The organism is Frigoribacterium sp. AP1 (genome assembly GCF_056680555.1).
Map to the genome: position 1 here is coordinate 3,158,220 of NZ_CM155288.1, position 26,174 is coordinate 3,184,393.

Annotated in this window: 22 protein-coding genes and 2 tRNA genes; 7 read left to right on the forward strand and 17 right to left on the reverse strand. The window is 70.5% G+C overall.

What is annotated here, in order from left to right; translation table 11 throughout:
• Positions 1 to 45: 45 nt before the first annotated feature.
• A complete protein-coding gene (locus AC1MBW_RS14960) occupies positions 46 to 519 on the reverse strand; it encodes a peroxiredoxin (RefSeq protein ID WP_043592615.1) in 474 nt (157 codons plus the stop codon).
• A 264-nt stretch (positions 520 to 783) separates the two neighbouring features.
• Here AC1MBW_RS14960 and aceE point away from each other — a divergent pair, with 264 nt between their 5' ends.
• From aceE to AC1MBW_RS14990, 6 genes are all read left to right on the forward strand, one after another.
• The gene (gene aceE / locus AC1MBW_RS14965) at positions 784 to 3,528 is read left to right on the forward strand and encodes a pyruvate dehydrogenase (acetyl-transferring), homodimeric type (RefSeq protein ID WP_480024954.1); all 2,745 of its coding nucleotides are present in this window, start codon (positions 784 to 786) and stop codon (positions 3,526 to 3,528) included.
• Between the two features lie 7 nt (positions 3,529 to 3,535).
• Positions 3,536 to 4,762: a PucR family transcriptional regulator gene (locus AC1MBW_RS14970; protein WP_480024955.1), complete on the forward strand. Its 1,227-nt coding sequence runs from the start codon at positions 3,536 to 3,538 to the stop codon at positions 4,760 to 4,762.
• Between the two features lie 106 nt (positions 4,763 to 4,868).
• Complete coding sequence (locus AC1MBW_RS14975) at positions 4,869 to 5,789, forward strand: ACP S-malonyltransferase (RefSeq protein ID WP_054146574.1); 921 nt, start codon at positions 4,869 to 4,871, stop codon at positions 5,787 to 5,789.
• Positions 5,786 to 6,796, forward strand: a complete 1,011-nt coding sequence (locus AC1MBW_RS14980) for a beta-ketoacyl-ACP synthase III (RefSeq protein WP_480024956.1) — start codon at positions 5,786 to 5,788, stop codon at positions 6,794 to 6,796. Before AC1MBW_RS14975 ends, AC1MBW_RS14980 begins: the two co-directional genes overlap by 4 nt.
• A gap of 81 nt (positions 6,797 to 6,877) precedes the next feature.
• On the forward strand, positions 6,878 to 7,126 hold the full coding sequence (locus tag AC1MBW_RS14985; protein WP_043592609.1) for an acyl carrier protein: 249 nt from the start codon (positions 6,878 to 6,880) through the stop codon (positions 7,124 to 7,126).
• Positions 7,127 to 7,282: 156 nt separating this feature from the next.
• Entirely contained in the window at positions 7,283 to 8,521 is a 1,239-nt protein-coding gene (locus AC1MBW_RS14990) for a beta-ketoacyl-[acyl-carrier-protein] synthase family protein (RefSeq protein ID WP_480024957.1), read from the forward strand.
• A 106-nt stretch (positions 8,522 to 8,627) separates the two neighbouring features.
• On the opposite strand, the gene AC1MBW_RS14995 is transcribed toward AC1MBW_RS14990, so the two are convergent.
• The 9 genes from AC1MBW_RS14995 to AC1MBW_RS15035 all read right to left on the reverse strand — a co-directional run bounded on the left by AC1MBW_RS14995 (position 8,628) and on the right by AC1MBW_RS15035 (position 17,392).
• Entirely contained in the window at positions 8,628 to 9,131 is a 504-nt protein-coding gene (locus AC1MBW_RS14995) for a DUF3145 domain-containing protein (RefSeq protein ID WP_054146577.1), read from the reverse strand.
• 197 nt (positions 9,132 to 9,328) lie between these two features.
• A complete protein-coding gene (locus AC1MBW_RS15000; RefSeq protein ID WP_480024958.1) occupies positions 9,329 to 10,990 on the reverse strand; it encodes a bifunctional 3'-5' exonuclease/DNA polymerase in 1,662 nt (553 codons plus the stop codon).
• 42 nt (positions 10,991 to 11,032) lie between these two features.
• A complete protein-coding gene (locus AC1MBW_RS15005; RefSeq protein ID WP_480024959.1) occupies positions 11,033 to 11,908 on the reverse strand; it encodes a DUF1684 domain-containing protein in 876 nt (291 codons plus the stop codon).
• Between the two features lie 104 nt (positions 11,909 to 12,012).
• Positions 12,013 to 12,654 carry an FMN reductase gene (locus AC1MBW_RS15010; protein WP_071253733.1) on the reverse strand — a complete coding sequence of 214 codons (642 nt, stop codon included), beginning with the start codon at positions 12,652 to 12,654 and terminating at the stop codon, positions 12,013 to 12,015.
• A gap of 19 nt (positions 12,655 to 12,673) precedes the next feature.
• Entirely contained in the window at positions 12,674 to 13,810 is a 1,137-nt protein-coding gene (locus AC1MBW_RS15015; protein WP_054146581.1) for an LLM class flavin-dependent oxidoreductase, read from the reverse strand.
• A gap of 688 nt (positions 13,811 to 14,498) precedes the next feature.
• Positions 14,499 to 14,852, reverse strand: coding sequence for a hypothetical protein (locus AC1MBW_RS15020; RefSeq protein WP_480024960.1), 354 nt, complete (start codon positions 14,850 to 14,852; stop codon positions 14,499 to 14,501).
• Positions 14,853 to 14,967: 115 nt separating this feature from the next.
• A tRNA-Ile gene (locus AC1MBW_RS15025) sits at positions 14,968 to 15,041 on the reverse strand.
• A gap of 57 nt (positions 15,042 to 15,098) precedes the next feature.
• Positions 15,099 to 16,382: a glycosyltransferase gene (locus tag AC1MBW_RS15030; RefSeq protein ID WP_480024961.1), complete on the reverse strand. Its 1,284-nt coding sequence runs from the start codon at positions 16,380 to 16,382 to the stop codon at positions 15,099 to 15,101.
• Positions 16,383 to 16,477: 95 nt separating this feature from the next.
• On the reverse strand, positions 16,478 to 17,392 hold the full coding sequence (locus tag AC1MBW_RS15035) for a DMT family transporter (protein ID WP_054146248.1): 915 nt from the start codon (positions 17,390 to 17,392) through the stop codon (positions 16,478 to 16,480).
• A gap of 41 nt (positions 17,393 to 17,433) precedes the next feature.
• On the opposite strand from AC1MBW_RS15035, the gene def reads away from it, so the two are divergent.
• The gene (gene def, locus AC1MBW_RS15040) at positions 17,434 to 18,000 is read left to right on the forward strand and encodes a peptide deformylase (protein WP_054146240.1); all 567 of its coding nucleotides are present in this window, start codon (positions 17,434 to 17,436) and stop codon (positions 17,998 to 18,000) included.
• A 161-nt stretch (positions 18,001 to 18,161) separates the two neighbouring features.
• Here the strand turns inward: def and AC1MBW_RS15045 are convergent.
• The 7 genes from AC1MBW_RS15045 to AC1MBW_RS15075 form a co-directional block, all read right to left on the reverse strand.
• Positions 18,162 to 18,234 (reverse strand) — tRNA-Asn (locus AC1MBW_RS15045).
• Positions 18,235 to 18,348: 114 nt separating this feature from the next.
• Positions 18,349 to 19,260 (reverse strand): NAD(P)-dependent oxidoreductase, encoded by a 912-nt coding sequence (locus AC1MBW_RS15050; RefSeq protein WP_480026128.1) that lies wholly within the window; start codon positions 19,258 to 19,260, stop codon positions 18,349 to 18,351.
• A gap of 161 nt (positions 19,261 to 19,421) precedes the next feature.
• Positions 19,422 to 20,321, reverse strand: a complete 900-nt coding sequence (locus tag AC1MBW_RS15055; RefSeq protein ID WP_480024962.1) for an ATP-binding cassette domain-containing protein — start codon at positions 20,319 to 20,321, stop codon at positions 19,422 to 19,424.
• Positions 20,322 to 20,323: 2 nt separating this feature from the next.
• Positions 20,324 to 22,066, reverse strand: coding sequence for a dipeptide ABC transporter ATP-binding protein (locus AC1MBW_RS15060; protein ID WP_480024963.1), 1,743 nt, complete (start codon positions 22,064 to 22,066; stop codon positions 20,324 to 20,326).
• Positions 22,063 to 23,076, reverse strand: coding sequence for an ABC transporter permease (locus AC1MBW_RS15065; protein WP_480024964.1), 1,014 nt, complete (start codon positions 23,074 to 23,076; stop codon positions 22,063 to 22,065). The genes AC1MBW_RS15060 and AC1MBW_RS15065 overlap by 4 nt, the downstream gene beginning before the upstream one ends.
• A gap of 2 nt (positions 23,077 to 23,078) precedes the next feature.
• Positions 23,079 to 24,173 carry an ABC transporter permease gene (locus AC1MBW_RS15070; RefSeq protein WP_055972446.1) on the reverse strand — a complete coding sequence of 365 codons (1,095 nt, stop codon included), beginning with the start codon at positions 24,171 to 24,173 and terminating at the stop codon, positions 23,079 to 23,081.
• Between the two features lie 158 nt (positions 24,174 to 24,331).
• Positions 24,332 to 25,954, reverse strand: a complete 1,623-nt coding sequence (locus AC1MBW_RS15075; RefSeq protein WP_054146238.1) for an ABC transporter substrate-binding protein — start codon at positions 25,952 to 25,954, stop codon at positions 24,332 to 24,334.
• Between the last annotated feature and the right edge of the window lie 220 nt (positions 25,955 to 26,174).

A 26,174-nucleotide genomic window follows, 5' to 3' on the forward strand; every position in this document is an offset into this window, starting at 1 on the left:
GGGTGAGCGAGCCGACCCGCGCCTCCTGGGCCGTCGCCCGGGGGCTCAAGCCGTGACGGGGACGAGCAGGTCGAGCGCGGCGCGGTAGTCGGCGAGCGAACGCTCCTGGCCGGGCTCGGTGCCGAAGTGCTCGCGGATGACGCCGTCGACGTCGATCAAGAAGGTGGTGCGGGTCGCGAAGCCCTTGTTCTCGAGGAAGACGCCGTACTCCTTCGAGACCTCGCCGTGCGGCCAGAAGTCCGCCAGCAGGGTGAAGTCGTAGCCCTTCTCCTCGGCGAACGCACGAAGCGTCGCTTTCGAGTCGACGGAGACGACCAGCAGTTCGACGCGGTGGTCCTGGAACATCGCGAGGTTGTCGCGCAACGTGCAGAGCTCTTTGGTGCAGGTGCTGCTGAACGCCAGGGGGAAGAACACCAGGGCCACGGGCTTGACGCCCCGGAAGTCGCTCAACCGCACTCGCTCGCCGAACTGGTTCGGCAGGTCGAAGTCGGGAGCCTGGATGGCGTTCTCCAGAGCCATGGGTGCGTTCCTTTCGCGTCGACCCGGGCGGTCGGCGACTGACACGATCGCCGATCCTACGCCTCACGCGTCGGATTTCAAGCGGAGGCACGGACGGGCGTTCCCAGCGCGTGCCGAGCCTGCGTCGGTCGGGACAACTAGAGTGGTCGGGTCAGGCGGAGTACGTCTCGGAACCCGGGCACGACGGGCCTGACATCTGTTTGTCCACTCCACGCGGTGGCCCTCCAAGAGACGGCTGCTCCACACAGATGATTGAGGTCAAGGGTGACGGTTAACGATCAGGACCCGTACACGGTCGACAAGGCCGATCGCGATCCCGAAGAGACCGCCGAGTGGCGCGAGTCGCTCGACGCTCTCGTGAAGGCGCAGGGTCACGAACGTGCCCGCGAGATCATGAAGAGCCTGCTCACCCGGTCGAGCGAGCTGCACCTGGGTGTGCCGATGGTCCCCAAGACGGACTACGTCAACACCATCGCCCCCGAAGACGAGCCCGAGTTCCCCGGTGACGAAGAGCTCGAGCGCCGCTACCGCAAGTGGGTCCGTTGGAACGCGGCGATCACCGTGCACCGCGCGCAGCGTCCCGGCATCTCGGTCGGTGGCCACATCTCGACCTACGCCTCGTCGGCCGCCCTGTACGAGGTCGGCAACAACCACTTCTTCCGCGGTCAGGACCATTCCGGTGGCGGAGACCAGGTGTTCTTCCAGGGCCACGCCTCCCCCGGCATGTACGCCCGCGCCTACCTCGAGGGCCGTCTCGGCACCGACCAGCTCGACGGCTTCCGCCAAGAGAAGTCGCACGCTTCCGGCGGACTCAGCTCGTACCCGCACCCGCGCCTCATGCCCGAGTTCTGGCAGTTCCCGACCGTGTCGATGGGCCTCGGGCCGATCAACGCGATCTACCAGGCGCAGGTCGCGAAGTACCTCACCAACCGCGGCATCAAGGACGCCAGCGACCAGCAGGTCTGGGCGTTCCTCGGCGACGGCGAGATGGACGAGGTCGAGAGCCGCGGTCAGCTGCAGGTGGCGGCCAACGAGGGCCTCGACAACCTCAACTTCATCATCAACTGCAACCTGCAGCGCCTCGACGGCCCGGTGCGCGGCAACGGCAAGATCATCCAAGAGCTCGAGTCGTTCTTCCGCGGCGCGGGCTGGAACGTCATCAAGGTCGTCTGGGGTCGCGAGTGGGACACCCTGCTCGCGAACGACTCGAGCGGCGCGCTGCTCAACCTCATGAACACCACGCCCGACGGCGACTTCCAGACCTACAAGGCCGAGAGCGGCGGTTACGTCCGCGACAACTTCTTCGGCCGCGACCCCCGCGCCCTCGAGCTCGTCGCGGACTACTCCGACGACGACATCTGGAACCTCAAGCGCGGTGGCCACGACTACCGCAAGGTCTACGCCGCGTTCAAGGCCGCGACCGAGCACAAGGGCCAGCCGACGGTCATCCTCGCCAAGACGGTCAAGGGCTACGGCCTCGGGAAGTCCTTCGAGGGCCGCAACGCGACCCACCAGATGAAGAAGCTCACGCTCGACAACCTCAAGCAGTTCCGCGACGAGCTCCGCATCCCGATCAGCGACGCCCAGCTCGACGAGAACCCCTACCTGCCGCCGTACTACCACCCCGGTCAGGACGACGACGCGATCCAGTACATGCAAGAGCGTCGTCGTGCGCTCGGCGGCTACGTGCCCGAACGCCGCAGCAAGTACACGCAGATCGCCGTTCCCGAGGCGAAGACGTACGACGTCGTCAAGAAAGGCTCGGGCAAGCAGGAGGTCGCCACCACGATGGCGTTCGCCCGCCTGCTGAAAGACCTGTTGCGCTCGCCCGACTTCGGCCACCGCATCGTGCCGATCATCCCCGACGAGGCCCGCACCTTCGGCATGGACGCCTACTTCCCGACGTCCAAGATCTACAACCCGAACGGCCAGCACTACACGTCGGTCGACCGCGAACTGCTGCTCGCCTACAAAGAGAGCCCGCAGGGCCAGATCATCCACGTCGGCATCAACGAGGCCGGTGCGTTCGCGGCCTTCACCGCCGTCGGAACCTCGTACTCCACGCAGGGCGAACCGCTCATCCCGGTCTATGTCTTCTACTCGATGTTCGGGTTCCAGCGCACCGGCGACGCCATGTGGGCCGCCGGCGACCAGATGGCCCGCGGGTTCATCATCGGCGCCACCGCCGGTCGCACGACACTGACCGGCGAAGGCCTGCAGCACGCCGACGGCCACTCGCCGCTGCTCGCCTCGACGAACCCCGCGGTCGTCTCGTTCGACCCCGCGTTCGGGTACGAGCTCGGCCACATCGTCAAGTCGGGCATGGACCGCATGTACGGCACCGACGAGCACGGCAACGCGTCGCACTCCGACCCGAACGTCATGTACTACATCACCGTCTACAACGAGCCGATGGCCCAGCCCGTCGAGCCGGAGGGCCTCGACGTCGACGGTGTGGTGCGCGGCATCTACAAGCTCAAGGACGCCGAGAACCTGGGCCCCCGCGCCCAGCTGCTCGCGTCCGGCGTCGGTGTGCCGTGGGCGCTCGAGGCCCAGCAGCTGCTCGCCGACGACTGGAACGTGGCGGCAGACGTCTGGAGCGTCACCAGCTGGACCGAACTGCGGCGCGACGGCCTGGCCGCGGAAGAGCACAACTTCTTGCACCCGAACGACGAGCCCAAGACGCCGTACGTGACCGAGAAGTTGCAGGGTGCCGAGGGTCCGTTCATCGCCACGAGCGACTTCATGGCGGCCGTGCCCGACCAGATCCGCGAGTACGTGCCCGGCGACTACCTGACGCTCGGTGCCGACGGCTTCGGCTTCAGCGACACCCGTGCGGCTGCCCGCCGCTTCTTCAAGATCGACGGCCCGTCGGTCGTCGTCCGCACCCTGCAGGCCCTGGCCCGCCGGGGCGAGGTCGACCCGGGCGTCGTCCAGCAGGCGATCGACCGGTACCAGCTACACGACGTCACGGCCGGCACCAGCGGCACCGCCGGCGGGGAGGCCTGACGACCCCGTGAGCGCCGAGCGGGTGCCCACGTCGCCCCTGCAGCCGTCCGCGGCCACGAAAGAGCGCACGCTCGCGTGGCTGCGGACGGTGTCGGGCGAGTTGTCCACCGCGACCATCAAGCGCCTCGAAGAGACGCTGCCGTGGTACGGGGACATGCCCCCGGGGCGCCGTTCAGCGGTCGGGCTCGTCGCCCAGGCCGGCATCACCTCGTTCATCAGCTGGTTCGCAGACCCCCGGTCCACCCCGTGGATCGCGGCGGACGTGTTCGGTTCGGCCCCGCGTGAACTGCTGCGCTCCGTCAGCCTGACCCAGACGCTGCAGCTCATCCGCATCACCGTCGAGGTCGTCGAAGAACGCGTCAAGGACGGGGACGATTCGCTCCGCGAGGCGATCCTGCTCTACTCGCGCGAGATCGCCTTCGCCTCAGCCGACGTCTACGCCCGGGCCGCCGAGGCCCGCGGTCTCTGGGACGCCCGTCTCGAAGCCCTGGTCGTCGACTCGATCCTCAGCGGCGAGTACGACGACGAACTGCCCAGCCGGATCGCCGCGCTCGGCTGGCACGGTCACGGCGAGGTCGCCGTGCTCGTCGGCACGGCTCCACGCATGCTCGACGTCGACATGCTGCGACGCACGGCCCGGCACCGAGAAGCCGACGTGCTGATCGGGGTACAGGGCAGTCGACTGGTGCTCGTCATCGGACGGGCCGACCCTCTCGACGAGAGCAGCGCCTCCTCGACCCACCCCAGCTTCACCGAGATCGCGCGCGCGCTCGAACCCGGCTTCGGTGACGGGCACCTCGTGCTCGGCCACGAAGTGCCGAGCCTCGTCGACGCCTCGAAGAGCGCGAAGGCCGCCCTCGCCGGTTTCGCGGTCGCCAGGGCCTGGCGCAACGCACCCCGCCCCGTCCTCGCCGACGACCTGTTGCCCGAGCGTGCCCTCGCCGGCGACCCGGTGGCGCGGTCGACGCTCGTCAACCGCATCTACAAGCCACTCAAGGCGCACTCCTCCGAGCTGTTGACCACCCTGTGGTGCTACCTCGACAACGGACGCTCGCTCGAGGCCACGGCTCGCGAGCTCTTCGTGCACCCGAACACCGTGCGCTACCGCCTCAAGCGCGTCACCGACGTGATCGGGTGGGACGCCACGGGTGCTCGCGAGGCGCTCATCCTGCAATCCGCACTCGTGCTCGGATCGATAGCCGACCCCGACGGGTCCGGCGTCCGCCGCAAGTGACCGTCGGTCGCCCCGAGGGCCCGTCTGTGCGCTTCGACAACGTTCATGCGCATCTTTGGTCGAGTTGCTACACCGCAGACCCGCGACTCGTTGGCATGATGGACCAGTGATCGTTGTCGTAGCGCCCGGTCAGGGCTCCCAAACTCCTGGTTTCCTCGAACCCTGGCTGGCCGACCCCGACCAGCGCGACCTGCTGACGTCGCTCTCCGACGCCGCCGACGTCGATCTCGTCACCCACGGCACGACGTCCGGCGCCGACACGATCCGTGACACGGCCGTCGCCCAGCCCCTCATCGTCGCAGCGGGAATCCTGACCGCCCGGGCCCTCTTCCGCCTCGTGGATCGGTCCGCGGTCGCCGGTGTCGCGGGCCACTCGGTCGGCGAGTTCACCGCTGCGGCCGTCAGCGGCGTCCTGACCGACGTCGACGCCGTCACGCTCGTCGCGGAGCGTGGCCGAGCCATGGCCGACGCCGCCGCCCTCGTCGAGACGGGCATGAGCGCCGTGCTCGGCGGCGACGAAGCCGAGTTGCTCGCCCGACTCGACGCCCTCGGTCTTTTCCCCGCCAACTACAACGGCGGCGGCCAGATCGTCGTCGCCGGCGAGACCGCAGCCCTCGCCGAGCTGGCGGCCGACCCGCCGGCCAAGAGCCGCGTCGTGCCCCTGCAGGTCGCCGGTGCCTTCCACACGCGGTACATGCAGCCGGCCGTCGAGCGCCTCGCGTCGGCTGCGGCCACCGTCACGGCCACCGACCCCACGCTGTCGCTCTGGACCAACCACGACGGCAGCACGGTCGACTCGGGCTCCCGTTTCGTCGAGCTGCTCGTCGGTCAGGTCTCGTCACCCGTCCGATGGGATGCGACCATGCGGTCGTTCGCCGACGCCGGCGTCACGGGAATCATCGAACTCGCCCCGGCCGGAGCCCTCACCGGCCTCGCCAAGCGTGCGCTGAGGGGTGTCCCCTCGGTCGCCGTCAAGACACCCGACGACCTCCAGGCCGCCGTCGACCTCATCGAGGGAGCAGCATGACCACCCCCCAGCTCAACCAGACCACCGGCGCGCAGTTCACCCGCATCTACGCGCTCGGCGCCGCCCGCGGCGAGAACGTCGTGCCGAACGCCGACATCATCGAACCGATCAACTCGAGCGACGAGTGGATCCAGCAGCGCACCGGAGTGATCACCCGTCGCCGCGCGGGCAAGGACGTCAAGGTCGTCGACCTCGCCGAGGCCGCCGCCACCGAGGCCATCGCCAAGTCCGGCATCCGCCCCGACCAGATCGGTGCCGTCCTCGTGTCGACCATCGGGGCGGGCGTCGTGACGCCCTCGGTCGCCTCGCTGCTCGCCGAGCGCGTGGGCGCGAACCCCGCCGCCGCCTACGACATCTCGGCCGCCTGCGCAGGGTTCACCTACGGCATCGCGCAGGCCGACTCGTTCGTCAAGTCGGGCCTCGCCGAATACGTCCTGGTCGTCGGCGCCGAGAAGCTCAGCGACGTCATCGACCCGACCGACCGCACGATCTCGTTCCTCCTCGCGGACGGGGCGGGCGCAGCGATCGTCGGTCCGTCCGACAGCGCCGGCATCGGCCCGACGGTCTGGGGCTCGGACGGCTCCAAGTGGGACGCCATCGGCATGACCAACACCATGACCGAGTACCGCGAGGGCGCGGGCGAAATCCCCTGGCCCACCCTGCGCCAAGAGGGTCAGACGGTCTTCCGATGGGCCGTCTGGGAGATGGCGAAGGTCGCGAAAGAGGCGCTCGACCGCGCGGGCGTCTCCGCCGACCAGCTCTCGGCCTTCGTGCCGCACCAGGCCAACATGCGCATCATCGACGAGTTCGCCAAGCAGCTCGGCCTGCCCGAGTCCGTCGTGATCGGTCGCGACATCGCGACCACCGGCAACACCTCGGCCGCGAGCATCCCGCTCGCGACCCACCGACTGCTCGACGAGCACCCCGAACTCAGCGGCGGCCTCGCCCTGCAGATCGGTTTCGGTGCCGGACTCGTGTTCGGCGCCCAGGTGGTCGTGCTGCCCTAGCGCGCCGCTGCCCGCCCGACCGCGGGGCGCTGTATAGGCTTTACCCCGGTCACAACGACACCCCCTCAAGGAGACAACACCATGGCACTGTCCACCGAAGAAGTCCTCGCCGGCCTCGCCGAGCTCGTCAACGACGAGACCGGGATCGCCACCGACACCGTCGAGATGGACAAGTCGTTCACCGACGACCTCGACATCGACTCGATCTCCATGATGACCATCGTCGTCAACGCCGAAGAGAAGTTCGACGTCAAGATCCCCGACGAAGAGGTCAAGAACCTCAAGACCGTCGGCGACGCCGTCACGTACATCCACAAGGCGCAGAACTAAGACGTCGGCTGCCCGGTCGCCCCGCGGGCGACCGGGCCCCGCCGCTGTGCCCTCGACGCCGTCGACCCCACGCCACCAGCCTCGGCTGCAGCCCGGGTCACGGCGTCGTTCCACATCGGCACAGCCCACCGACCGGCCCTCCCAGAAGGAACGTCAATGACCAAGAAGATCGTCGTCACCGGACTCGGCGCCACGAGTCCGCTCGGTGGCACCGCCACCGAGAGCTGGCAGAACCTGCTCGCCGGCCAGTCGGGCATCACCACGCTCGAGCAGGACTGGGTCGCCAAGTACGAGCTGCCCGTCACCTTCGCCGGCCAGGCACGCACCCCCTCGGCCGACGTGCTCGACCGTCGAGAGATCAAGCGCCTCGACCCGTCGAGCCAGTTCGCGCTCACCGCCGCCCGCGAGGCCTGGGCCGACGCCGGCTCGCCCGAGGTCGTCCCCGAGCGCTTCATCGTCGACTGGGCCACCGGCATCGGCGGCGTCTGGACGCTGCTCGACGGGTGGGACACCCTGCGTGAGAAGGGCCCGCGACGCGTCCTGCCGATGACCGTCCCCATGCTCATGCCGAACGGCCCCGCCGCCGCCATCTCGATGAGCCTGGGCGCACGCGCCGGAGCCCGCACGGTCGTCTCGGCCTGTGCCTCCAGCACCGAGTCGATCGCCATGGCCTACGAGCACCTGCAGTCCGGCCTCGCCGACATCGCCGTCGCCGGCGGTTCCGAGGCGGCCATCCACCCGATGCCCCTGGCCTCGTTCGCCGCCATGCAGGCCCTCTCGAAGCGCAACGACGACCCCGCCACGGCGTCGCGTCCCTACGACGTCACGCGCGACGGCTTCGTCCTCGCAGAGGGCGGCGCCGCGCTCGTCCTCGAGACGGAGGAGCACGCCCTGGCCCGTGGGGCCCGGATCTACGCCGAACTCATCGGCGGAGCGGTCACCAGCGACTCGTACCACATCACCGCTCCCGACCCCGAGGGCACCGGGGCGGCCCGGGCCGTCATCGCGACGCTCGAGAACGCCGGGGTCGACCGTGACCAGGTCGTCCACGTCAACGCCCACGCGACGAGCACCCCGGTCGGCGACATCGCCGAGTACCACGCCATCAAGCGCGTGTTCGGTGACCACACCTCGAAGTTGATCGTCTCGGCGACCAAGGCGGCCACGGGTCACCTGCTCGGCGGCGCGGGCGGCATCGAGGCGCTGTTCACGGTCAAGGCGCTGCACGAGCGCGTCGCCCCGCAGACGATCAACGTCACCCAGATGGACGACGAGATCGACATGGACGTCGTCGTCGGCGAACCCCGCCCCCTGCCCCAGGGCGAGATCGTCGCGATCAGCAACTCGTTCGGCTTCGGCGGCCACAACGCCGTCGTCGGGTTCCGCTCGGTCTGACCGAGGCGGGCAGCGCAGGAGGCGCGGGTGGCGTGATCACGCCACCCGCGCCTCCTGCGTCGTCACCTGGGTGGCCCGACGCTCACGGAGCCCGAGCCGCGGCGGGTCAGCCGACCTTGTGCAGCCAGACGACCGGGTTGCCCTCGCCGCTGTAGCGGAACGGCTCGAGTTCGTCGTCCCAGGCCTGGCCGAGGGCGAGACGCAGCTCGCGGTGCAGCTCGAGGGTGTTCGACCCCGCGATCTCCATGGCGTAGCGGATGCGGTCCTCCGGGATGACCGTGTTGCCGGCGGTGTCGGTCTGCGCGAAGAAGACGCCGAGGTCGGGCGAGTGCATCCAGCGGCCACCGTCGTGGGACTCACCCGGGTCTTCGGTCACCTCGTAGCGCAGGTGCTCCCACCCACGCAGGGCGGAGGCGATGCGGGCGCCAGAACCCTCGTCGCCCTGCCACGAGAACTCGGTGCGGCGGGCACCGGGCAGCACGGGCTGGTCGACCCAGGCGAAGTTCACGCCGTGCCCGAGGGCACGACCGACGGCCCACTCGACGTGTGGGCACAGGGCACGAGGGGACGAGTGCACGTAGAGCACTCCCCGAGCGGTTGCAGCAGCCACGATTCCTCCATCTGGTTCAGGTGCGACTTCCCCATCGACCTGTCAGACGTGATTCGTGTGCGTTCTTCGATTGTGCGGACCGGGGCCCGGTGGAGCGCGGGACGGAGCCCGTTCTGTGAATTATGACCGACCCGCCTGAGAAATCACAACTGTGTAACACCTGCGAATGAGAACACGGGCTCGGATGTCCCGCTCGGTCACTTCGCCTGCGAGTAGTCGTCCACGACGGCGACCGTCACCGGGAAGGTGACCGGGGCGTCGCCGAAGAGGAGTCGACCGGCCTCGACCGCGCTCTCGGCGACCAGAGCGGCGACCTCGTCAGCCGAGGCGGCGGGCGCGTGCACGACCACCTCGTCGTGCAGGAAGAACACGAAGTGGGGAGCCGCGACGCCGGTCCCCCACCTCTCGTGCAGGCGCCGGCGCAGGGCACCCATCCAACAGAGAGCCCATTCGGCGGCGGTTCCCTGGACGACGAAGTTGCGCGTGAACCGACCCCACGAACGCGCGTCGCGATCGGCCGGCCGTACGCCCATCTCAGGCGGCAAGGCGCCGGCCCCGGCGCCACCGACGGCGTCGGGGTCGTCGGACGGCCGGGGTGAGCTGCGCCCGAGGAGCGTGTCGACGACTCCCCCGGCCTCGCCCGTGCGGGCCGCCGTCTCGACGAGTGCCATCGCGTCGGGGAACCGTCGGGCCAGGCGCGGCACGAGCCTGCCGCTCTCGCCCTGGGTCGCGCCGTACATCGCGCCGAGCATGGCGACCTTGGCCTCGGCCCGGGTCGCGACGGCTCCGCTGGCCACGATGCCCTCGTAGAGGTCGCCTGACCCGGCTCTCGCCATCGAGCGGTCGCCGGACAGGCCGGTCAGGATGCGCGGCTCGAGTTGCGAGGCGTCGGCGACCACGAGCTTCCAGCCCGGGTCGGCCACGACGGCGCCGCGGACCGCCCTGGGGAGCTGCAGCGCGCCTCCTCCGCTCGTGGCCCAGCGACCGGTCACGACGCCGCCCGGCACGTAGTCGGGGCGGAAGCGCCCGCCGTGGACCCAGGCGTCGAGCCAGGCCCAGCCGTTGGCCACGAGCAGCCGCTGCATCTTCTTGTAGCGCAGCAGGGGCTCGATCGCGGGGTGCTCGTGCCGTTGGAGTTCCCACTGACGCGTCGACTGCACGAGCACACCGGCACGGTTCAGGGCTCGGATCAGCTCGGCGGGCGAATCGGGGTTGAGGTCGGGGGCGTCGAGGGCCTGCCGCACCTCGTCCAAGGCTTCGCGCATGCGGGCCGGGCGCTCACCCGGGGAGGGCCTCGGCCCGAGCGCGGCCGTCAACAACTCGTCGTGCACCCGGGGCGACCACGGGATGCCCCGGTGTCGCATCTCGACCGCGATCAACGCGCCGGTCGACTCGGCGGCGACCAGCAGTTCGAGTCGGCCCCGGGTCGGCGACGCCTCGACCGCCTCGCGCTGGGCCAGGAACTCGCCCGCCGGGTCGGGCAGCGAGTCGGGCACCACCTCGAACAGGCCGTCCGACTCGGCGGGCACCGCCTGGGCGACGTCCCACGGGCCCGGCGAGGCGCCTCCGACCGGGAAACCGGGAGCCGCCGTCGACCGCCGCAGGATCGCGTGCACGAGCCGGAGGTCGACGCAGCGCGCCACCGTGACCCCGGCGTCGAGGAGGCGCGGGTACCACCGCGGCGTGTCGTCCCAGACCCAGCGCGGCGAGGCCTCGTGTTCGAGGCCGGCGACGCGCGTCGGCAGGTCGGACGCGGAGATCGTCTCGACGCCCACCACCTCGAGACGGCCCGACGGGCCACGCTCGTAGCGCGTCAGCTCGACGTCGCCGTCCGGTAGGCGACGCAGCAGGAAGAACACCGCCTGATCATCCCACCCCGCACCGACACCGTCGGCCCGTGCCTAGTGCAGCGGGTGCCCGGCCGGGTCGAGGACGTTCTTCTCGCCCGCCTCGATCGGCGACGCGAACCGGTTCTGGGCCGGCGGGATCGGGCAGTTGAAGGCGTACGAGAAGGCGCAGGGCGGCAGGACGGCCCGGTTGAAGTCGAGCGTGATGGTGCCGTCGTCGTTCGGCGTCGGGAACAGGAACCGCCCGACCGAGTAGGTGCTGTCACCGTTGGTCGCGTCGCCGAAGACGAGCTGCAACCGGTCGCCGTCACCCGACGGGAAGGCCGCGAGCTCGTGGTCGACCCCGTCGCGCGTGAACCGGATGAGACCGGGCAACGGCTTGGGGCGGCTGAGGTCGAGGTCCTTCTGGTGGCGGATGTCGACCTGGGCGTCCGGCGCGGTCGGTACGAAGTCGGCGGTGACGACCCAGTCCGGGTCGAACGGGAAGGCGTCGATCGAGCCGAACCCCGTGACGGCGTCCGACGCGGAGTCCCAGACGCGCAGGGCGTAGCCGGTGTGGTCGTCGTTCGCGATCACCGTGCCGGTGGTGGTCTCCGAGAACCGGAGGCTGCTCGGGGCCAGGGAGTCGTCACCCGCCACGATCACGGTGCCGTCCACCAGGTCGCCGTCGACGCGGATGCCGTCCGCGGCGGTCGCCGTCAGCGCCAGCCCCGACACGCCCTGCGGGGTCGGCGCCCAGCGGCCGGGCACGCCCCAGACGGTCTGCTCGAGGTCGACCCACTGCGTACCGGTCAGGGCGAGCGGGCCCTGAGGCGACACGGCGCGGGCGCGGCGCAGGGTGTGGAAGCGGTCGAGTTCGGCCTGCGCGGCGACGTCCCCTGCCGCGCGGGTGCCTGCGGCGCTGTCGGTGCTGTCGGTGCTGTCGGTCATCGGTCCTCCTGGGGTCTGACGATGGGCAACGCCGAGGAGGCGCGGTTCATGCCCCACGGGCGGGACGTGGTCGAGACCGGCACCGCGCCTCCTCGTCCGGCGTGTCAGGGCTGCGGGTCGTCACCGCCCACGGCGAGGCGACGCAGCTGCTCGTCGAAGGGGACGACCGCGGCGAACGGATCGTCGAGGGCGCCCTCGTGCCGGGCGACGAGCTCGGCGAACTCCCCCGCGGCACGCGTCACGCGCTCGGGCAGCGTGGTCGACGTGCCGTCGCCCTCTCCCCAGTCTTCGGACGCCGCGAACACCGAGGTGGGCACGACGACGGCCTGTAGGTAGGCGAACAGGGGTCGCACCGCGTACTCGAGGGCGAGCGAGTGGCGGGCCGTGCCACCCGTCGCCCCGATCAGCACCGGGGTGCCGGTCAGGGCCTTGTGGTCCATCACGTCGACGAACGACTTGAACAGGCCGCTGTACGACGACGAGAAGACGGGCGTGACCGCGATCACGCCGTCGGCGCTCGTCACCTTCTCGAGCGCCTCGGCGAGGGCAGGAGGCGCGAAACCGGTGAGCATCGCGTCCGTCACCTCGTGGGCGAGGTCACGCAGCTCGACGACCTCGACCTCGACGAACGAGCCGCGGCCGACGAGGTCACGCGTGGTGGCCTCGACCAAGCGGTCGGCCAACAGACGGGTGGACGAGGGCTGGCTCAACCCCGCGGACAGGGCGACGATCTTCTTGGTGCTCATGGCGCGCCTCCTGCGTGTCTCAGCGGGCGGACGACGCGATGAGCGCGTCGTGCGCGGTGGGTGCGGCCGTGGACTCGGACGCACGGGTCGCCGCCTCGACGAGCGAGGCGTGCGTGGGGGCGTCGGGCACGTCGGCCGGACGGTTCGCGGCGAACTCGCGACGCAGGACGGGCACGACCTCGCTGCCGAGGATGTCGAGCTGCTCGAGGACGGTCTTCAGGGGCAGGCCGGCGTGGTCCATCAGGAAGAGCTGGCGCTGGTAGTCGCCGACGTAGTCGCGGAACCCGAGCGTGCGGTCGATGACCTCCTGGGGGCTGCCGACGGTGAGCGGGGTCTGGCTCGTGAAGTCCTCCATCGACGGGCCGTGGCCGTAGACCGGGGCGTTGTCGAAGTAGGGGCGGAAGGTGCGCTTCGCGTCCTGCGAGTTCTTCGCCAGGAAGACCTGACCGCCGAGACCGACGATCGCCTGGTCGGCACGCCCGTGCCCGTGGTGCTCGAAACGGCTGCGGTAGAGCTCGACCATCTGCTTCGTGTGCGAGGCGGGCCAGAAGATGTGGTTGGCGAAGAAGCCGTCGCCGTAGTACGCGGCCTGCTCGGCGATCTCGGGGCTGCGGATGGAGCCGTGCCAGACGAAGGGCGCGACGCCGTCGAGCGGACGCGGGGTCGCCGTGAAGCCCTGGAGCGGGGTGCGGAAGTGGCCCTTCCAGTCGACGACGTCCTCGCGCCAGAGGCGGTGCAGCAGGGCGTAGTTCTCGATCGCGAGGTTTATGCCCTGGCGGATGTCCTTGCCGAACCAGGGGTAGACCGGGCCCGTGTTGCCGCGGCCGAGCGTGAGGTCGACACGACCGCCGGCGAGGTGCTGCAGCAGCGCGAAGTCCTCGGCGATCTTGACCGGGTCGTTCGTGGTGATGAGGGTCGTGGCCGTGCTGAGCACGATGCGCTCGGTCTGCGCGGCGATGTAGGCGAGGAGGGTCGTCGGGCTCGAGTTCACGAAGGGCGGGTTGTGGTGCTCGCCCGCCGCGTAGACGTCGAGGCCGACCTCTTCCGCCTTCTTCGCGATGGTGACCATCGCCTTGAGGCGCTCGCCCTCGGTCGGGGTGACGCCGGTGGTGGGGTCGGTCGTGATGTCGCCGACGCTGAAGATTCCGAACTGCATTGCTCCACCTTAGAACATCTGCATGCGTTTGCATGCACTTCGGTGAACCGGAGCGTGGGGCGTGGCATTCCCGGACGTGCGACTGTCGTCGTGAACGTGCCGCGCCCGACGCCGACCCCGACCCCGGCCTCGGCCCCGGCCCCGACCTCGACCTCGACCCCGGTGTGCGGCGTTCGCCGCGTCGGCGACTCCGGACTGGTGCTGCACCGCCGAAGCCAAGGCCCGAAAACACGGGCCCCGCGCCGATCGGTGCACCAGGAGGCAGGAGTTACCGGCTCGTGTCGGCAACTCCGGACTGGTGCTGCACCGCCGATGCCAAGACCCGAAAACACGGGCCCCGCGCCGACCGGTGCTGCAGGAGCCAGGAATTACCCACACGCGTCGGCAACTCCGGACTGGTGCTGCACCGCCGAAGCCCGGGCCCGAAAACACGGCGCCCGAGCCGACCGGTGCTGCAGGAGGCAGGAGTTGCCGACCACACGACGGGGTCCGAAGCGGGAGGGGCTGGAGGGGCTGGTGTGGGCGGGAGGGGAGGTCGTGCGGGAAGTACGGGTGAGGCTGGCGCGGGACGAGAGGACGTGCGGGCCGGGCGGTGCGGGCCGGGCGGACGGGCCGGGCGGTCCGGCGGTGCAGGGGTGCGGCGGGGCCGGGCGCTCCGGCGGCGCAGGGGTGCGGCGGGGGCGGGGGTTCAGGCGAGGGGGGCGAGGCGTAGCCAGCGCTCGGCGACCTGCGCCTGCGAGACGGGTCCGTCGCCGTCACGGTCGATCTGGGGCGAGTCGAACTCGACCCACCAGGTGCGAGCCGAGCCGCCGATCGCCGACACGCCCTGCCAGGCACTGCCGCCGGCCCGGACCACGATGCCGGTCGGGCCGTACGGGAACGGCGTCGCCGGGTCTTCGTCGGAGTCGAGCACGTACACCTGCGCGCCCACCCCCATGCGCGCCAAACCGGAGCGCCCGTCGTCGTCGGAGGAGGGGGAGGAGGAATCGCTACCCCAGGCGTCGGGTTCGGGTTCCGGCTGTCGGGGCCGTCTGGTGAACATGGACGACATCGTGCCATGCGCGACGGGCGCCACGCGACGACACGGCCGCGCTCACAGCAGGCCCGTAGGCCGGATGAGCCCATGCCGGCGGCAGAGCGCGACCGAAGACGACGAGTAGGGCGGACGGGACTTGAACCCGTGACCGATCGATTATGAGTCGACTGCTCTAACCGGCTGAGCTACCGCCCCCCGCGTCGGCCCATCGGTACGAACCGGGGTCGGCCGGGGCGGAGCCGCGGTCGACCGTCAGTGCGCGCGGTCGGACGCCGCGTCGGTGGAGGGGACCACCGGCTGACCACGATACAGGCTCTCGAACACGCTGATCGTGCGGTCGATGTCGTGCCCCTCGATCATCTTCAGGCTGGCCCGGCGCATGGCGAGGTAGTCGTCGTCGGTCGCGGTCAGAACCGTCGTGAGCTTGTCGGCGAGGTCGCGGCTGTCCCCCGGACGGAAGAGGTAGCCGTTCTCACCCTCGTCGACCAGGTGCGGCAGGGCCATCGCGTCGGCCACCACGATCGGCAGGCCCGAGGCCATGGCCTCGAGACTGGCGATGCTCTGCAGCTCGGCGATCGACGGCATCGCGAAAACGGTCGACTCGGTGAGCGTGCGGCGCAACTCGTCGTCCGACAGGTACCCGACGAAGGTCACGACGTCGGCCAGACCCAGGTCGCGACTGGTCGCCTGGAGCTGCTTGAACAGGTCTCCCCCGCCCACGATCGTCAACGTGGCACCGAGGGACGGGTCGAGCAGGGTCATCGCCTTGAGCAGCACGTCGATCTGCTTCTCGGCCGTGACCCGGCCGACGAACACGATGCGGTTCTCGACGGGACGGGTGTCGAGGGCGGTGTAGTGACCGGCCTCGATGCCGCACGAGACGGCGAGCACGCCGGTGACCGCGACCGACTTCTCGAGGAACGTCGCCGCCTTCTGCGTGGGCGTCGTGATCGCCGCGGCCTTGTGGAACGTCTTGCTCGCGTCGTTCCACGCCATCTGGGTCGCCTTCGCACGGAGGCCCTTGGGCAGACCGGTGTGCTCGAGCAGGTTCTCGGGCATGAAGTGGTTCGTCGCGACGATGCGCACGCCCCGGCGCTCGGCGACCTGCGCCACGCCCCGGCCCATCACGATGTGCGACTGGATGTGCACGACGTCGGGGTGGATCTCGTCGAAGATCTTCTCGGCGTGCTCCTGCACGCGCCACGGTGTCGCGAAGCGCAGCCAGTCGTGCAGAGGCCAGCGGGTCGAGTAGAGCCGGTGGACGGTCAGCGTGACGCCGCCGTGCTGCTCGAGGAAGGTGCCGTGGTGACGACTGGCCGCCGGCACCATGAGGTGGACGTCGTGCCCACGCTGGGCGAGGCCCACGGCGAGCCTCTCGGTGAAGTTGGCGGCGCCGTTGACGTCGGGCGGGAAGGTGTCGCCCGCGATCAGGACGGTCAGCCGGTCGGACGGCCCCGAGGAGGCGCGGGTCGCGGCGTCAGGCGACGTCGCGTCGTCGGTCGGGCCGGGTTCCGAGGGCGTCGGGGCAGGTGTCACGGGTCGTGGCGTCCTTCTCGTGCTCGGTGAGGTGTGCGTCGTGTCAGGCATCCGCACGGTGGTGGGACCGACGGACGAGACGACCCCACGGTAGCTCAGGCTCGGGTCTGGGGATGGTATTTGGCGAGTTGGAACACGCCGTACACGGCGATCGCGGCCGCGATGACGAAGAAGACCCCGGCGATCGCGGGGGCGTTCTGCGCCTCGCCCAGCACGACGATGCCGATGCCGACCGCGATGAGCGGGTCGACGACGGTGAGGCCGGCGATGACGAGGTCGGGCGGCCCGGACGAGTAGGCGTTCTGCACGAAGTACCCGCCGAGCAGGCCCGCGGCGAGCAGGAAGACGATGCAGACGATCGTCAACCAGTCGAAGTTGCCGGCGAAGACGCGGTTGAGGACGACCTTCGCGAGGGTGGCCACGAAGCCGTAGAGCACGCCGGCCGCGATGATGTAGAACAACGCGCTGCGGCGTCGACGCAGCAGGGCGAAGGCGACGCCCAGCACGGCTCCGACGACGGCGAGGATGACGAGCACGGTGACGAGTTGTCGGGTCGTGATCTCGGGTTCGATCGCCGTGAAGGCCGCCACGGTGACGAAGAGCCCGACCCCGCCGACGCAGAAGAGGATCGCCCGCTTGGCGCGACGGTCGAGCCGTCGCCCGGTGGACCGGGAGTTGAGGACCGCCGTGATCACGAGCGCCACCGCACCGAGCGGCTGCACGACGAGCAACGGGGCGATGCGCAGGCTGGTCAGCTGGAACAGGATCGCGAGGCCGAGCATCAGCGTGCCCAGCACCCAGGAGGGACGGCCGACGAGGGCGAGCACCTGGCGGACGTTCATGCCGCTCTTGGCCGCACCGATCCGCCGCTCGACCTTGGCGACGCCCTGGTGTTGCAGCTGCGCGCCGATCGACAGGAACACGGCGCCGATCAGGGCGATGGGGATTCCGAGCGCCTGGTAGGGGGTCAGGGATACCTGCTGGGTGAGCTCCCCGATGTCCGTCGTCACGGCGTCCACGCTAGCGCCGTGGCGCTGGATAGTCTGGACGAATGGCCGTTCGACCCATTTCCATCACGGGTGACCCCGTGCTCCACTCCCCCGCCTCCGAGGTGACCGTCGTCGACGACGAGCTCCGCACCCTCGTCTCCGACATGTTCGAGACGATGGACGCCGCCCCGGGCGTCGGCCTCGCGGGCCCTCAGGTGGGCGTCGGCAAGCGCCTGTTCGTCTACTCGTGGACCGACGACGACGGCGAGCTGTGGCGGGGCGTCGCGATCAACCCGACGCTCTGGCAGAGCCCGCTCTCGATCGAGCCGCTCGACGACGACTCGGAGTCCGAGGGGTGCCTGTCGGTGCCGGGCGAGAGGTTCCCGCTGCGCCGCGCCGACGGTGTCGTGCTGCGGGCCACCGACCTCGACGGCGACGAGGTCGAGATCGAGGCCTGGGGCTGGCTCGCGCGCATCTTCCAGCACGAGTACGACCACCTCGACGGCATCCTTTACGCGGACCGGCTCGAGCACCCGTTCCACAAGGCGGCCGCCAAGGCCGTCCGCAAGAAGGGCTGGGGCCAGCCGGGAAGCACCTGGCTGCCGGGAGTCGACCACCTCGAGGACTGACCTCGGACCGAGCCGACCCGACGACGAAGGAGGCGCGTCCTGCGAACCGCAGGACGCGCCTCCTTCTCGTTCGGCCCCGGCACGGAACGGGCGGGAGAAAAATGCTGGAGACGGACCGGAGCAAGAGAAAAGGCCCAGAGGGTGGAGCCTCTGGGCCTTCGCTCCCCGAGTTGGACTCGAACCAACAACCTGCCGGTTAACAGCCGGCTGCTCTGCCAATTGAGCTATCGAGGAATGGCAACCGCCCCGGACTTTCATCCGTGACAGCGGAGACAACTCTAGCAAAGATCTGGGACCCCCACGGACCACGGTGGTGACGCGGCGCGTCGGACGACTCCGGCCCCGGCGTCAGTACCCGTCGTGCGGGTCGACGACCCCGACGAACTCGCCGTCGCCGAGGAACGCCCGCACGTTGTGCCGGATGCGTTCGGCCAGCAACGGGGCCGTCATCTCGGGGGTGTCCGCCTGGTGCGGCGTGACGATGACGCGCGGCTCGCCGAAGAGCGGGTGACCGTCGGGGAGCGGCTCGGGCCTCGTGACGTCGACCCCGGCTCCCCAGAGACGCTCCGCGCGGACCGCGTCGACGAGGGCGTCCGTGTCGACCAGGCTGCCCCGCGCGACGTTCACGAGCACGGCCGTCTCGGGCAGCAGGGCGAGCCGACGGGCGTCGAGGAGGCCCGACGTGCCGGGCGTGGCCGCAGCGGCGAGGACGAGGACGTCGGCCCCGGGCAGCACCTCGTCCAGGCGTTCGACGGGGAGCGTGCGGTCGGCCCCGGGCACGGGCTCGCTCGACCGGCGCACGATCGTCACGCTGACGTCGAACGGGGCCAGGAGGCGCATCAGCTCGATCGCGATGCCGCCGGCGCCGACGATGACGACGTGCCGGCCGTAGAGCGAGCGGCCCTGCTGTTCGGTGGCCCAGGACGTCGCGCGCACGCGCTGGGGGACGACCCTCAGCAACGACAGCACCAGCATGAGGGCGTGTTCGGCCACGGGCTCGGCGAACGCCCCCTTCGCGCTGGTCCAGAGCGGCAGCGCGCGATCGGCACGCGCGGCGATGACCTCGGCGAAGGCGTCGACCCCGGCGTAGGGCAGCTGCACCCACTCGACGCCCGGGTTCTCGTCCAGGGCCCGCGCGAGGCCGTTGGCGTCGCGGTACGAGAGCCAGACCAGGCCACGGGTGTCCGGACCGAGCGGGACGACCTCCGCTCCCCCGGCACGCACGGCGTCGACGAAGACCGGGGTCGGGCGGGGGGCCACCGACACGGCGCCCGCGGTCGGGCGACGCGCAGGCGCGAGGACGGGGCCCGGGGTGACGACCGCGCGGTGGCCGCGCGCGCCTCCTGGGCTCGTCTCGCGGGCGGCGTCCGCCGTGGCGCGGGCGGCGTCCGCCGGGGCGGGGCCCGAAGCCGGCTCGGTGGTCACGGTGCCTGGTCGCCGCGGCGCTCGGCGTCGGGATCGAGGGGGCGCCCGGACTCACGTTCTTCGGGGCGGATGATGTCGATCGGCGTGGTCTGCGAGAGCACCTTGACGTACGGGTCGATGCCGGTCCGGAGCACGTCGTCGATGTCGCCCAGCCCGACCAGACGACCGCCCCGCATGACGGCGACGCGGTCGGTGATGGCCCGCGCCTCGGCCACCGACGACGTCACGACGAGCGCCGAGAACTGACGTCCCTCGTGGAGGTTCTTGATGACGTCGAGGACGGCCTGGCGGACGAGCACGTCGACGCCGCGAGCGGGCTCGTCGGCGATCAGCAGGGGCGGCTCGAGGACGAGGCTGCGAGCCAGCGCGACGCGCTGACGCTGACCCGAGCTGAGCTCCCAGGTCTGCTTGAGCATGGTGCCGAGCGGCAGGTGCACGCCGTCGACGAGCGTGGCGACGATGCGCCCGGCCTCGGTGCGGTCGAACTTCCGGTCGCGCTGGTAGATCGGCTCGGCGATGGCCTCGCCGACGGTCAGGTCGGGGCTCAGCCGTTCGCCGTCGTCCTGCGCCAGGTAGCCAACCATGGCCGAGAGCCGGTCGCGTCGTCGGCCCGAGAGCTTGCCGACGTCCTGGCCGAAGACGCGCGCGGTGCCGCCGACCAGACGGGGTCGACCCTCGTCGACGCGTCCCGTGCCGGTCAGCCCGGCCAGGGCCATCGCGAGCGTCGACTTGCCCGAGCCGCTCTCGCCGAGCACGGCGACGATCTCTCCCGGCTCGACCCGCAGGGTCACCCCGTCGACGGCCCGCACGGCCGGGTGGCCCGCCCGCGCCGGGTAGAGCAGCGAGAGGTCGTCGGTGACGACCGGCTGGTCGAGGTCGAGCTCGCGACCCGGCACCGTCAGGCCGCCCCGTCGGTGGCGGTGCCGAGGGCGGCGTCGCCCGCCGCCCGCCGGTCCAGGGCGGCCAACCGCTCGCGACGAGACGCCTGCTCGATCGGATCGGGCACCGGCAACGACGCCAGCAGGCGCTGCGTGTAGGGGTGCTCGGGGGCGCCGAGGACCTGGTCGTTCGGACCGCTCTCGATCAGGTCGCCGTGGAACAGCACGCCGATCCGGTCGGCCAGCATGTTGACGACGGCGAGGTCGTGGCTGATGAACAGGGCGGCGAAGCCCAGTTGCGACTGCAGTTCGGTGAACAACTCGAGCACGCGGGCCTGCACGGACACGTCGAGGGCACTGGTGGGCTCGTCGGCGATCAGCAACGTCGGGTCGAGGGCGAGCGACCGGGCGAGGCTCGCCCGCTGGCGCTGCCCGCCACTGAGCTCGTGGGGGTAGCGGTCGGCGAACGACTTGGGCAGCTGGACCGCCTCGAGCAGTTCGTCGACGCGCGGACGGGCGGCCCGGGCGTCCCTCGCGCGGCCGTGCACGATGAGCGGCTCGGCCACGCACTCGGCGATCGTCAGCAGGGGGTTGAAGCTCGACGCGGGGTCCTGGAAGACGAAGCCGATGTCGGCGCGCTTCGGCTTGAAGTCGCGCTCGTGCACCCCGTTCATCTCGATGCCGAGCACCTCGAGCGACCCGCCGGTGACCTTCGTCAGCCCGGCGATGGCCCGCCCGATCGTGGTCTTCCCCGAACCGCTCTCGCCGACCAGGCCGAGCACCTCGCCGCGGGCGATCGTGAAGTCGACGCCCTTGACGGCCCGGAAGCCGCCGCGGCCGAGGCGGCCCGGGTACTCGATCTCGAGTCCGCGGGCGCGGACGACGACCTCGCTGTCGGCGGGCTGCTCCTGTTGCGTGTGACCGCGGGCCTCGAGCTTCGGCACCGAGCCGAGGAGGCGCTTGGTGTAGTCGTCCCGCGGGTTCGCGAACAGCTCGACGGCGGGAGCCTGCTCGACGACCTTGCCGAGGTACATGACCGCGACCCGGTCGGCGAGGTCGGCGACGACGCCCATGTTGTGCGTGATCAGGACGATGGCCGTGCCGAACTCGTCGCGGCAGCGGCGCAGCAGGTCGAGGATCTCGGCCTGCACGGTCACGTCGAGGGCCGTGGTCGGCTCGTCCGCGACGATCACCGACGGGTCGAGGACGAGCGCCATCGCGATCACCACGCGCTGTTTCTGCCCGCCCGAGAACTGGTGCGGATAGTAGTCGACGCGGGTCTCGGGGTCGGGGATGCCCACGCGACGCAGGATGTCGATCGCCTTGACCCGCGCCTCCTTGCGTCCGACCTTGCCGTGGGCCCGCAGGCCCTCGGCGATCTGCCAGCCCACCGTGTAGACGGGGTTGAGCGCGGTGGACGGCTCTTGGAAGACCATGGCGACGTCGGTGCCGCGCAGCTCGCGGACCTTCTTCGGGCCGACCTCGAGGACGTTCTGCCCCGAGAGCAGCACGGCACCGGTGGCGACCGCCGTCTCGGGCAACAGGCCCAGGATCGTCTTGGCGGTCACGGTCTTGCCGCTGCCCGACTCGCCGACGATGGCCAGCACCTCGCCGGCGCGGACGTCGAGCGTCACGCCCTGCACGGCGGCGACGTCGCCACCGTCGGTCGCGAAGGTGACCTCGAGGTCGGTGATGCCGACGGCGACGGGGCGCTCGTCGCGCGGGGCCGCCGGTCGGCCGGTCGTGGTCGTGTCGGCGGTCATGCGGTCACCTCGTCGTTCGTCGTGGTCGGTACCTGCTCGGCACCGCGGCCGGCCTTCGTCTTGCGCTTCGCGCGACGGCGGGTCCGGAGGCGCGGGTCGGCCAGGTCGTTCAGGCTCTCGCCCATCAGCGTGATGCCGAGCACCATCAGGACGATCGCCGCACCGGGGAACACGCCGGTCCACCAGATGCCGCTGGCCGTGTCGGACAGGGCGCGGTTCAGGTCGTAGCCCCACTCGGCCGCCGCGGTCGGACCGATGCCGAAGCCCAGGAAGCCGAGGGCCGCCAGGGTCAGGATGGCCTCGGACGCGTTGAGCGTGAGGATCAGGGGCAGGCTGCGCGTGGCGTTGCGCAGGACGTGCTTGAACATGATGCGGCCCGTGCTGCTGCCGTTCACCTTGGCGGACTCGACGAACGCCTCGGCCTTGAGCCTGGTGGCCTCGGCGCGGACGACCCGGAAGTACTGCGGGACGTAGACCACGGTGATCGAGATGCCCGCCGAGACGATGCCGCCCCAGAGGCTGGACTGGCCGCCGCTGATGACGATCGAGACGACGATGGCGAGCAGCAGCGACGGGAACGCGTAGACGGCGTCGGCGATGACGACGAGCACCCGGTCGAGCCACCCGCCCAGGTAGCCCGAGATCAGGCCGAGCGTCACGCCGATCGTGATCGACAGCACGACGGCCACGATGACCACGGCCACGGCGGTGCGGGTGCCCCACATGACGCGGCTGAACACGTCGTAGCCACCGACCGTGGTGCCCCACAGGTGCTCGGCCGAGGGCGGCGCCTGGCGCGGGAAGGCCTCGGTGGCACCGCGCAGCTGGCCGAAGCCGTAGGGGGCGATGAGCGGGGCGAAGATCGCCAGCAGCACGAACACGGCGACGATGACGACGCCGGTCAGCAGCATGCCGCGCTGCAGTCCCACCGAGCGGCGGATCTGGGCGACGACGGGGAGACGCTTGTAGAGGGGTTCGCGGCGGTCGGCCGCGACGGCAGCATCGGTCATGGTCAGTACCTCACGCGGGGGTCGATCAGGGCGGCGATCACGTCGACCACGAAGTTGGTCACGGCGACGATGACGGCGAGCACGGCGACGATGCCCTGCACGGCGATGAAGTCGCGGGCCGACAGGTACTGCTGCAGCTGGAAGCCGAGCCCCCGCCAGCCGAAGGTCGTCTCGGTCAGCACCGAGCCGCCGAGCAGCATCGCGATCTGGAGGCCCATGACGGTGATGATCGGGATGAGGGCGGGCTTGAGCGCGTGCGCCCGGACGAGGCGGAACTCGCTGACGCCCCGCGACCGGGCCGCGTCGACGTACTCGGAACCGAGCGTGCCGATCACGTTGGTGCGCACGAGGCGCAGGAAGATGCCGGCGGTCAGGACGCCGAGCGCGAGGGCGGGCAGCACGGCGTGCGAGAGGACGTCGACGATGATCGTCGAGTTGCCGGTCCGCAGGGCGTCCACGATGTAGATGCCCGTGGGGTTGTCGATGCGACCCAGCGCGATCGCGACGCGCGTGCTGGCGCGACCGCCGAGGGGCAGCCAGCCGAGCCAGACCGAGAAGGTGAGCTTGAGCAGCAGCCCGGCGAAGAAGACCGGGGTCGCGTAGGCCAGGATCGCGAGCACGCGGAGGATCGCGTCGGGCCAGCGGTCGCGGACGTAGGCGGCGAGCATGCCGAGCGGGATGCCCAGCACGAGCGCGACGATCAGTGCGTAGAAGACCAGCTCGATGGTGGCGCTGCCGTACTGCAGCAGGATGCCGCTGATCTCGCGGTTGTCGGTCGCGGTGGTGCCGAAGTCGCCCCGGACGATCTGGCCGAGGTACTCGAGGTACTGGACGATCACCGGACGGTCGTAGCCCGCGGCGGCGAGACGCTCTTGCAGCTGGGCCTCGGTGAGACGGCCCCCGACGGAGGCGGTGATCGGGTTGCCGACCACGCGCATCAGGAAGAACACGAGCGTGACGAGGATGAACACGGTGGGCACGATCAGGATCGCGCGGATCACGATGTAGCGTCCGAGGCCGCCGCCCCCGGAACTTCGGGACTTCCCGGGGCTGGAGGTGGGCGGCGCCGTGAGGGAGCCGTCGGTGATCAGGGTCACGTCGTTGGGCCTTTCGATGGTGTGGTGCCGGTCGCAGGCCGGAGGGGGCGCCCCGCGGTGTCGCGGGTCGCCCCCTCGGCGTACGGCCGTGGTGCGGAGTCCCCCGGCCCCCGAGACCGACCGGCGGACCGGCGGGGCTCAGGGGACGGGGAGGCGCGTCAGCGGCTCAGCGCACCGTAACGGAACTTGAACGACGCGTCGAGCGTGTCGTCCACGCCCTTCACGTCGGACTGCGAGACGACGACCTGCGTGCCCTGCAACAGCGGCAGCGTCGGCAGGTCGGCCGCGACGGCGTCCTGGATCTGGCCGATGGTCGCCTCGCGGGCCGAGGCGTCCTGCTCACCGATCTCTTGCGTCAGCAGACCCTGGACGGTCGGGCTGTCGTAGTGGTTGCCGACGAAGTTGTCCGCGCTGAAGAACGGCGTCAGGTAGTTGTCGGCGTCCGAGAAGTCGGGGAACCAACCCAGCTGGTACACGGGGTAGGCGTCCTCGCGGCGCTCGGTGCTGTAAGTGTCCCAGAGGGTCGACTGCAGGTTCACGGTGAACAGGCCGCTCGCCTCGAGCTGCGACTTGATCAGTGCGTACTCTTCGTCGCTCGACGCACCGTAGTGGTCGGGGCTGTACTGCAGGTCGATCGACACCGGGGTGCTGACGCCGGCGGCCGACAGGGCCGCGGCGGCCTTGTCGACGTCGGGGCCGCCCTGGCCGTCGCCGTAGAGGCTCTCGAGGGGCTTGGTCGCGCCGGTCAGGCCGTCGGGGACGACCGAGTAGAGCGGCGTGTAGGTGTCGTTGTAGACGTCCTTGGCGAGGGCGGCACGGTCGACCGTGTCGGCCACCGACTGACGCACGGCCAGAGCCTTGGCCGGGTCGGCGTCGGGCTGCGTGGCGCCGTAGGGCATGGTGTTGAAGTTGAACACCAGGTAGCGGATCTCGCCGCCGGGGCCGTTGTGCACGGTGAGTGCGTCGTCCTTGGCCAGGTCGGCCAGGTCGGTCGGGCTCAGGCTGCGGTTCGCGACGTCGACGTCACCGTTCTGGACGGCGAGCTTCAGGTCGGTCTCTTCGGTGTAGTACGTCGCCGTGACCGAGTCGGTCTTCGGAGCACCGAGCACGCCGTCGTAGGCGTCGTTCGCCGCGTAGGCGATCGTCTCGTTCTGCGAGTAGTCGGTGATCGTGTACTGGCCCGAGAAGGCGTCGCCCTTGACGATGTCGTCGGCGTCGGTCAGCCCGGTCGCCGAGAAGACGTCCTCGTCGACGATGGGTCCGGCGGGGCTCGAGAGCACCTGGGGCCAGGTCTGGTCGGCCGACTTGAGCGTGAAGACGACGGTCGTGTCGTCCGGCGCATCGGTGCTCGCCAGGTTGCCGAGCAACGACGACGGGCCGTTGGGGTCGGCGATGGCCAGCTGGCGGTCGAAGCTGAACTTGACGTCGCTCGAGGTGAGCGCGTTGCCGTTCGCGAAGGTCAGACCGTCCTTCAGCTTGACCGTGTACTCGGTCGGGCTGGTGAAGTCGGCGGACTCGGCCAGGTCGGGCTCGACGTCGGGGCTGCCGTACGGGGCGTTCGTCAGGAAGCCGAACACCTGGTTCTGGACGGCGAACGACCCGTTGTCGTACGAACCGGCCGGGTCGAGCGACGTGATGACGTCGGTCGTGCCGATGCTGAGACCGTCGAGGGCGTCGGTCGCGTCCCCACCGGAGGCGCAGCCCGAGAGGACGAGTGCGGTGGCAGCGGCGCCACCGACGACGGCGAGGGCGCGTCGGGCGAGCGTGGAGTCGGATGTCATATCCGGTTACCTCTTTCTCTGTGTGCAAGGGGCCCCGGGCCGTGCTGTGGACGCGGCCGTTTCAGGGAACGTCCATTGGTAACACACACGTGAGCCTGAGACGGACTCATCGCGCAACTGTTTACAGGCCCGCAACGAACCCTTGCCAACTGGTCCGGTCGGGCCCGACGGCGGACGCACTCGATGTATGCGCGTACAGGAACGGAGGCCCGCGACACGT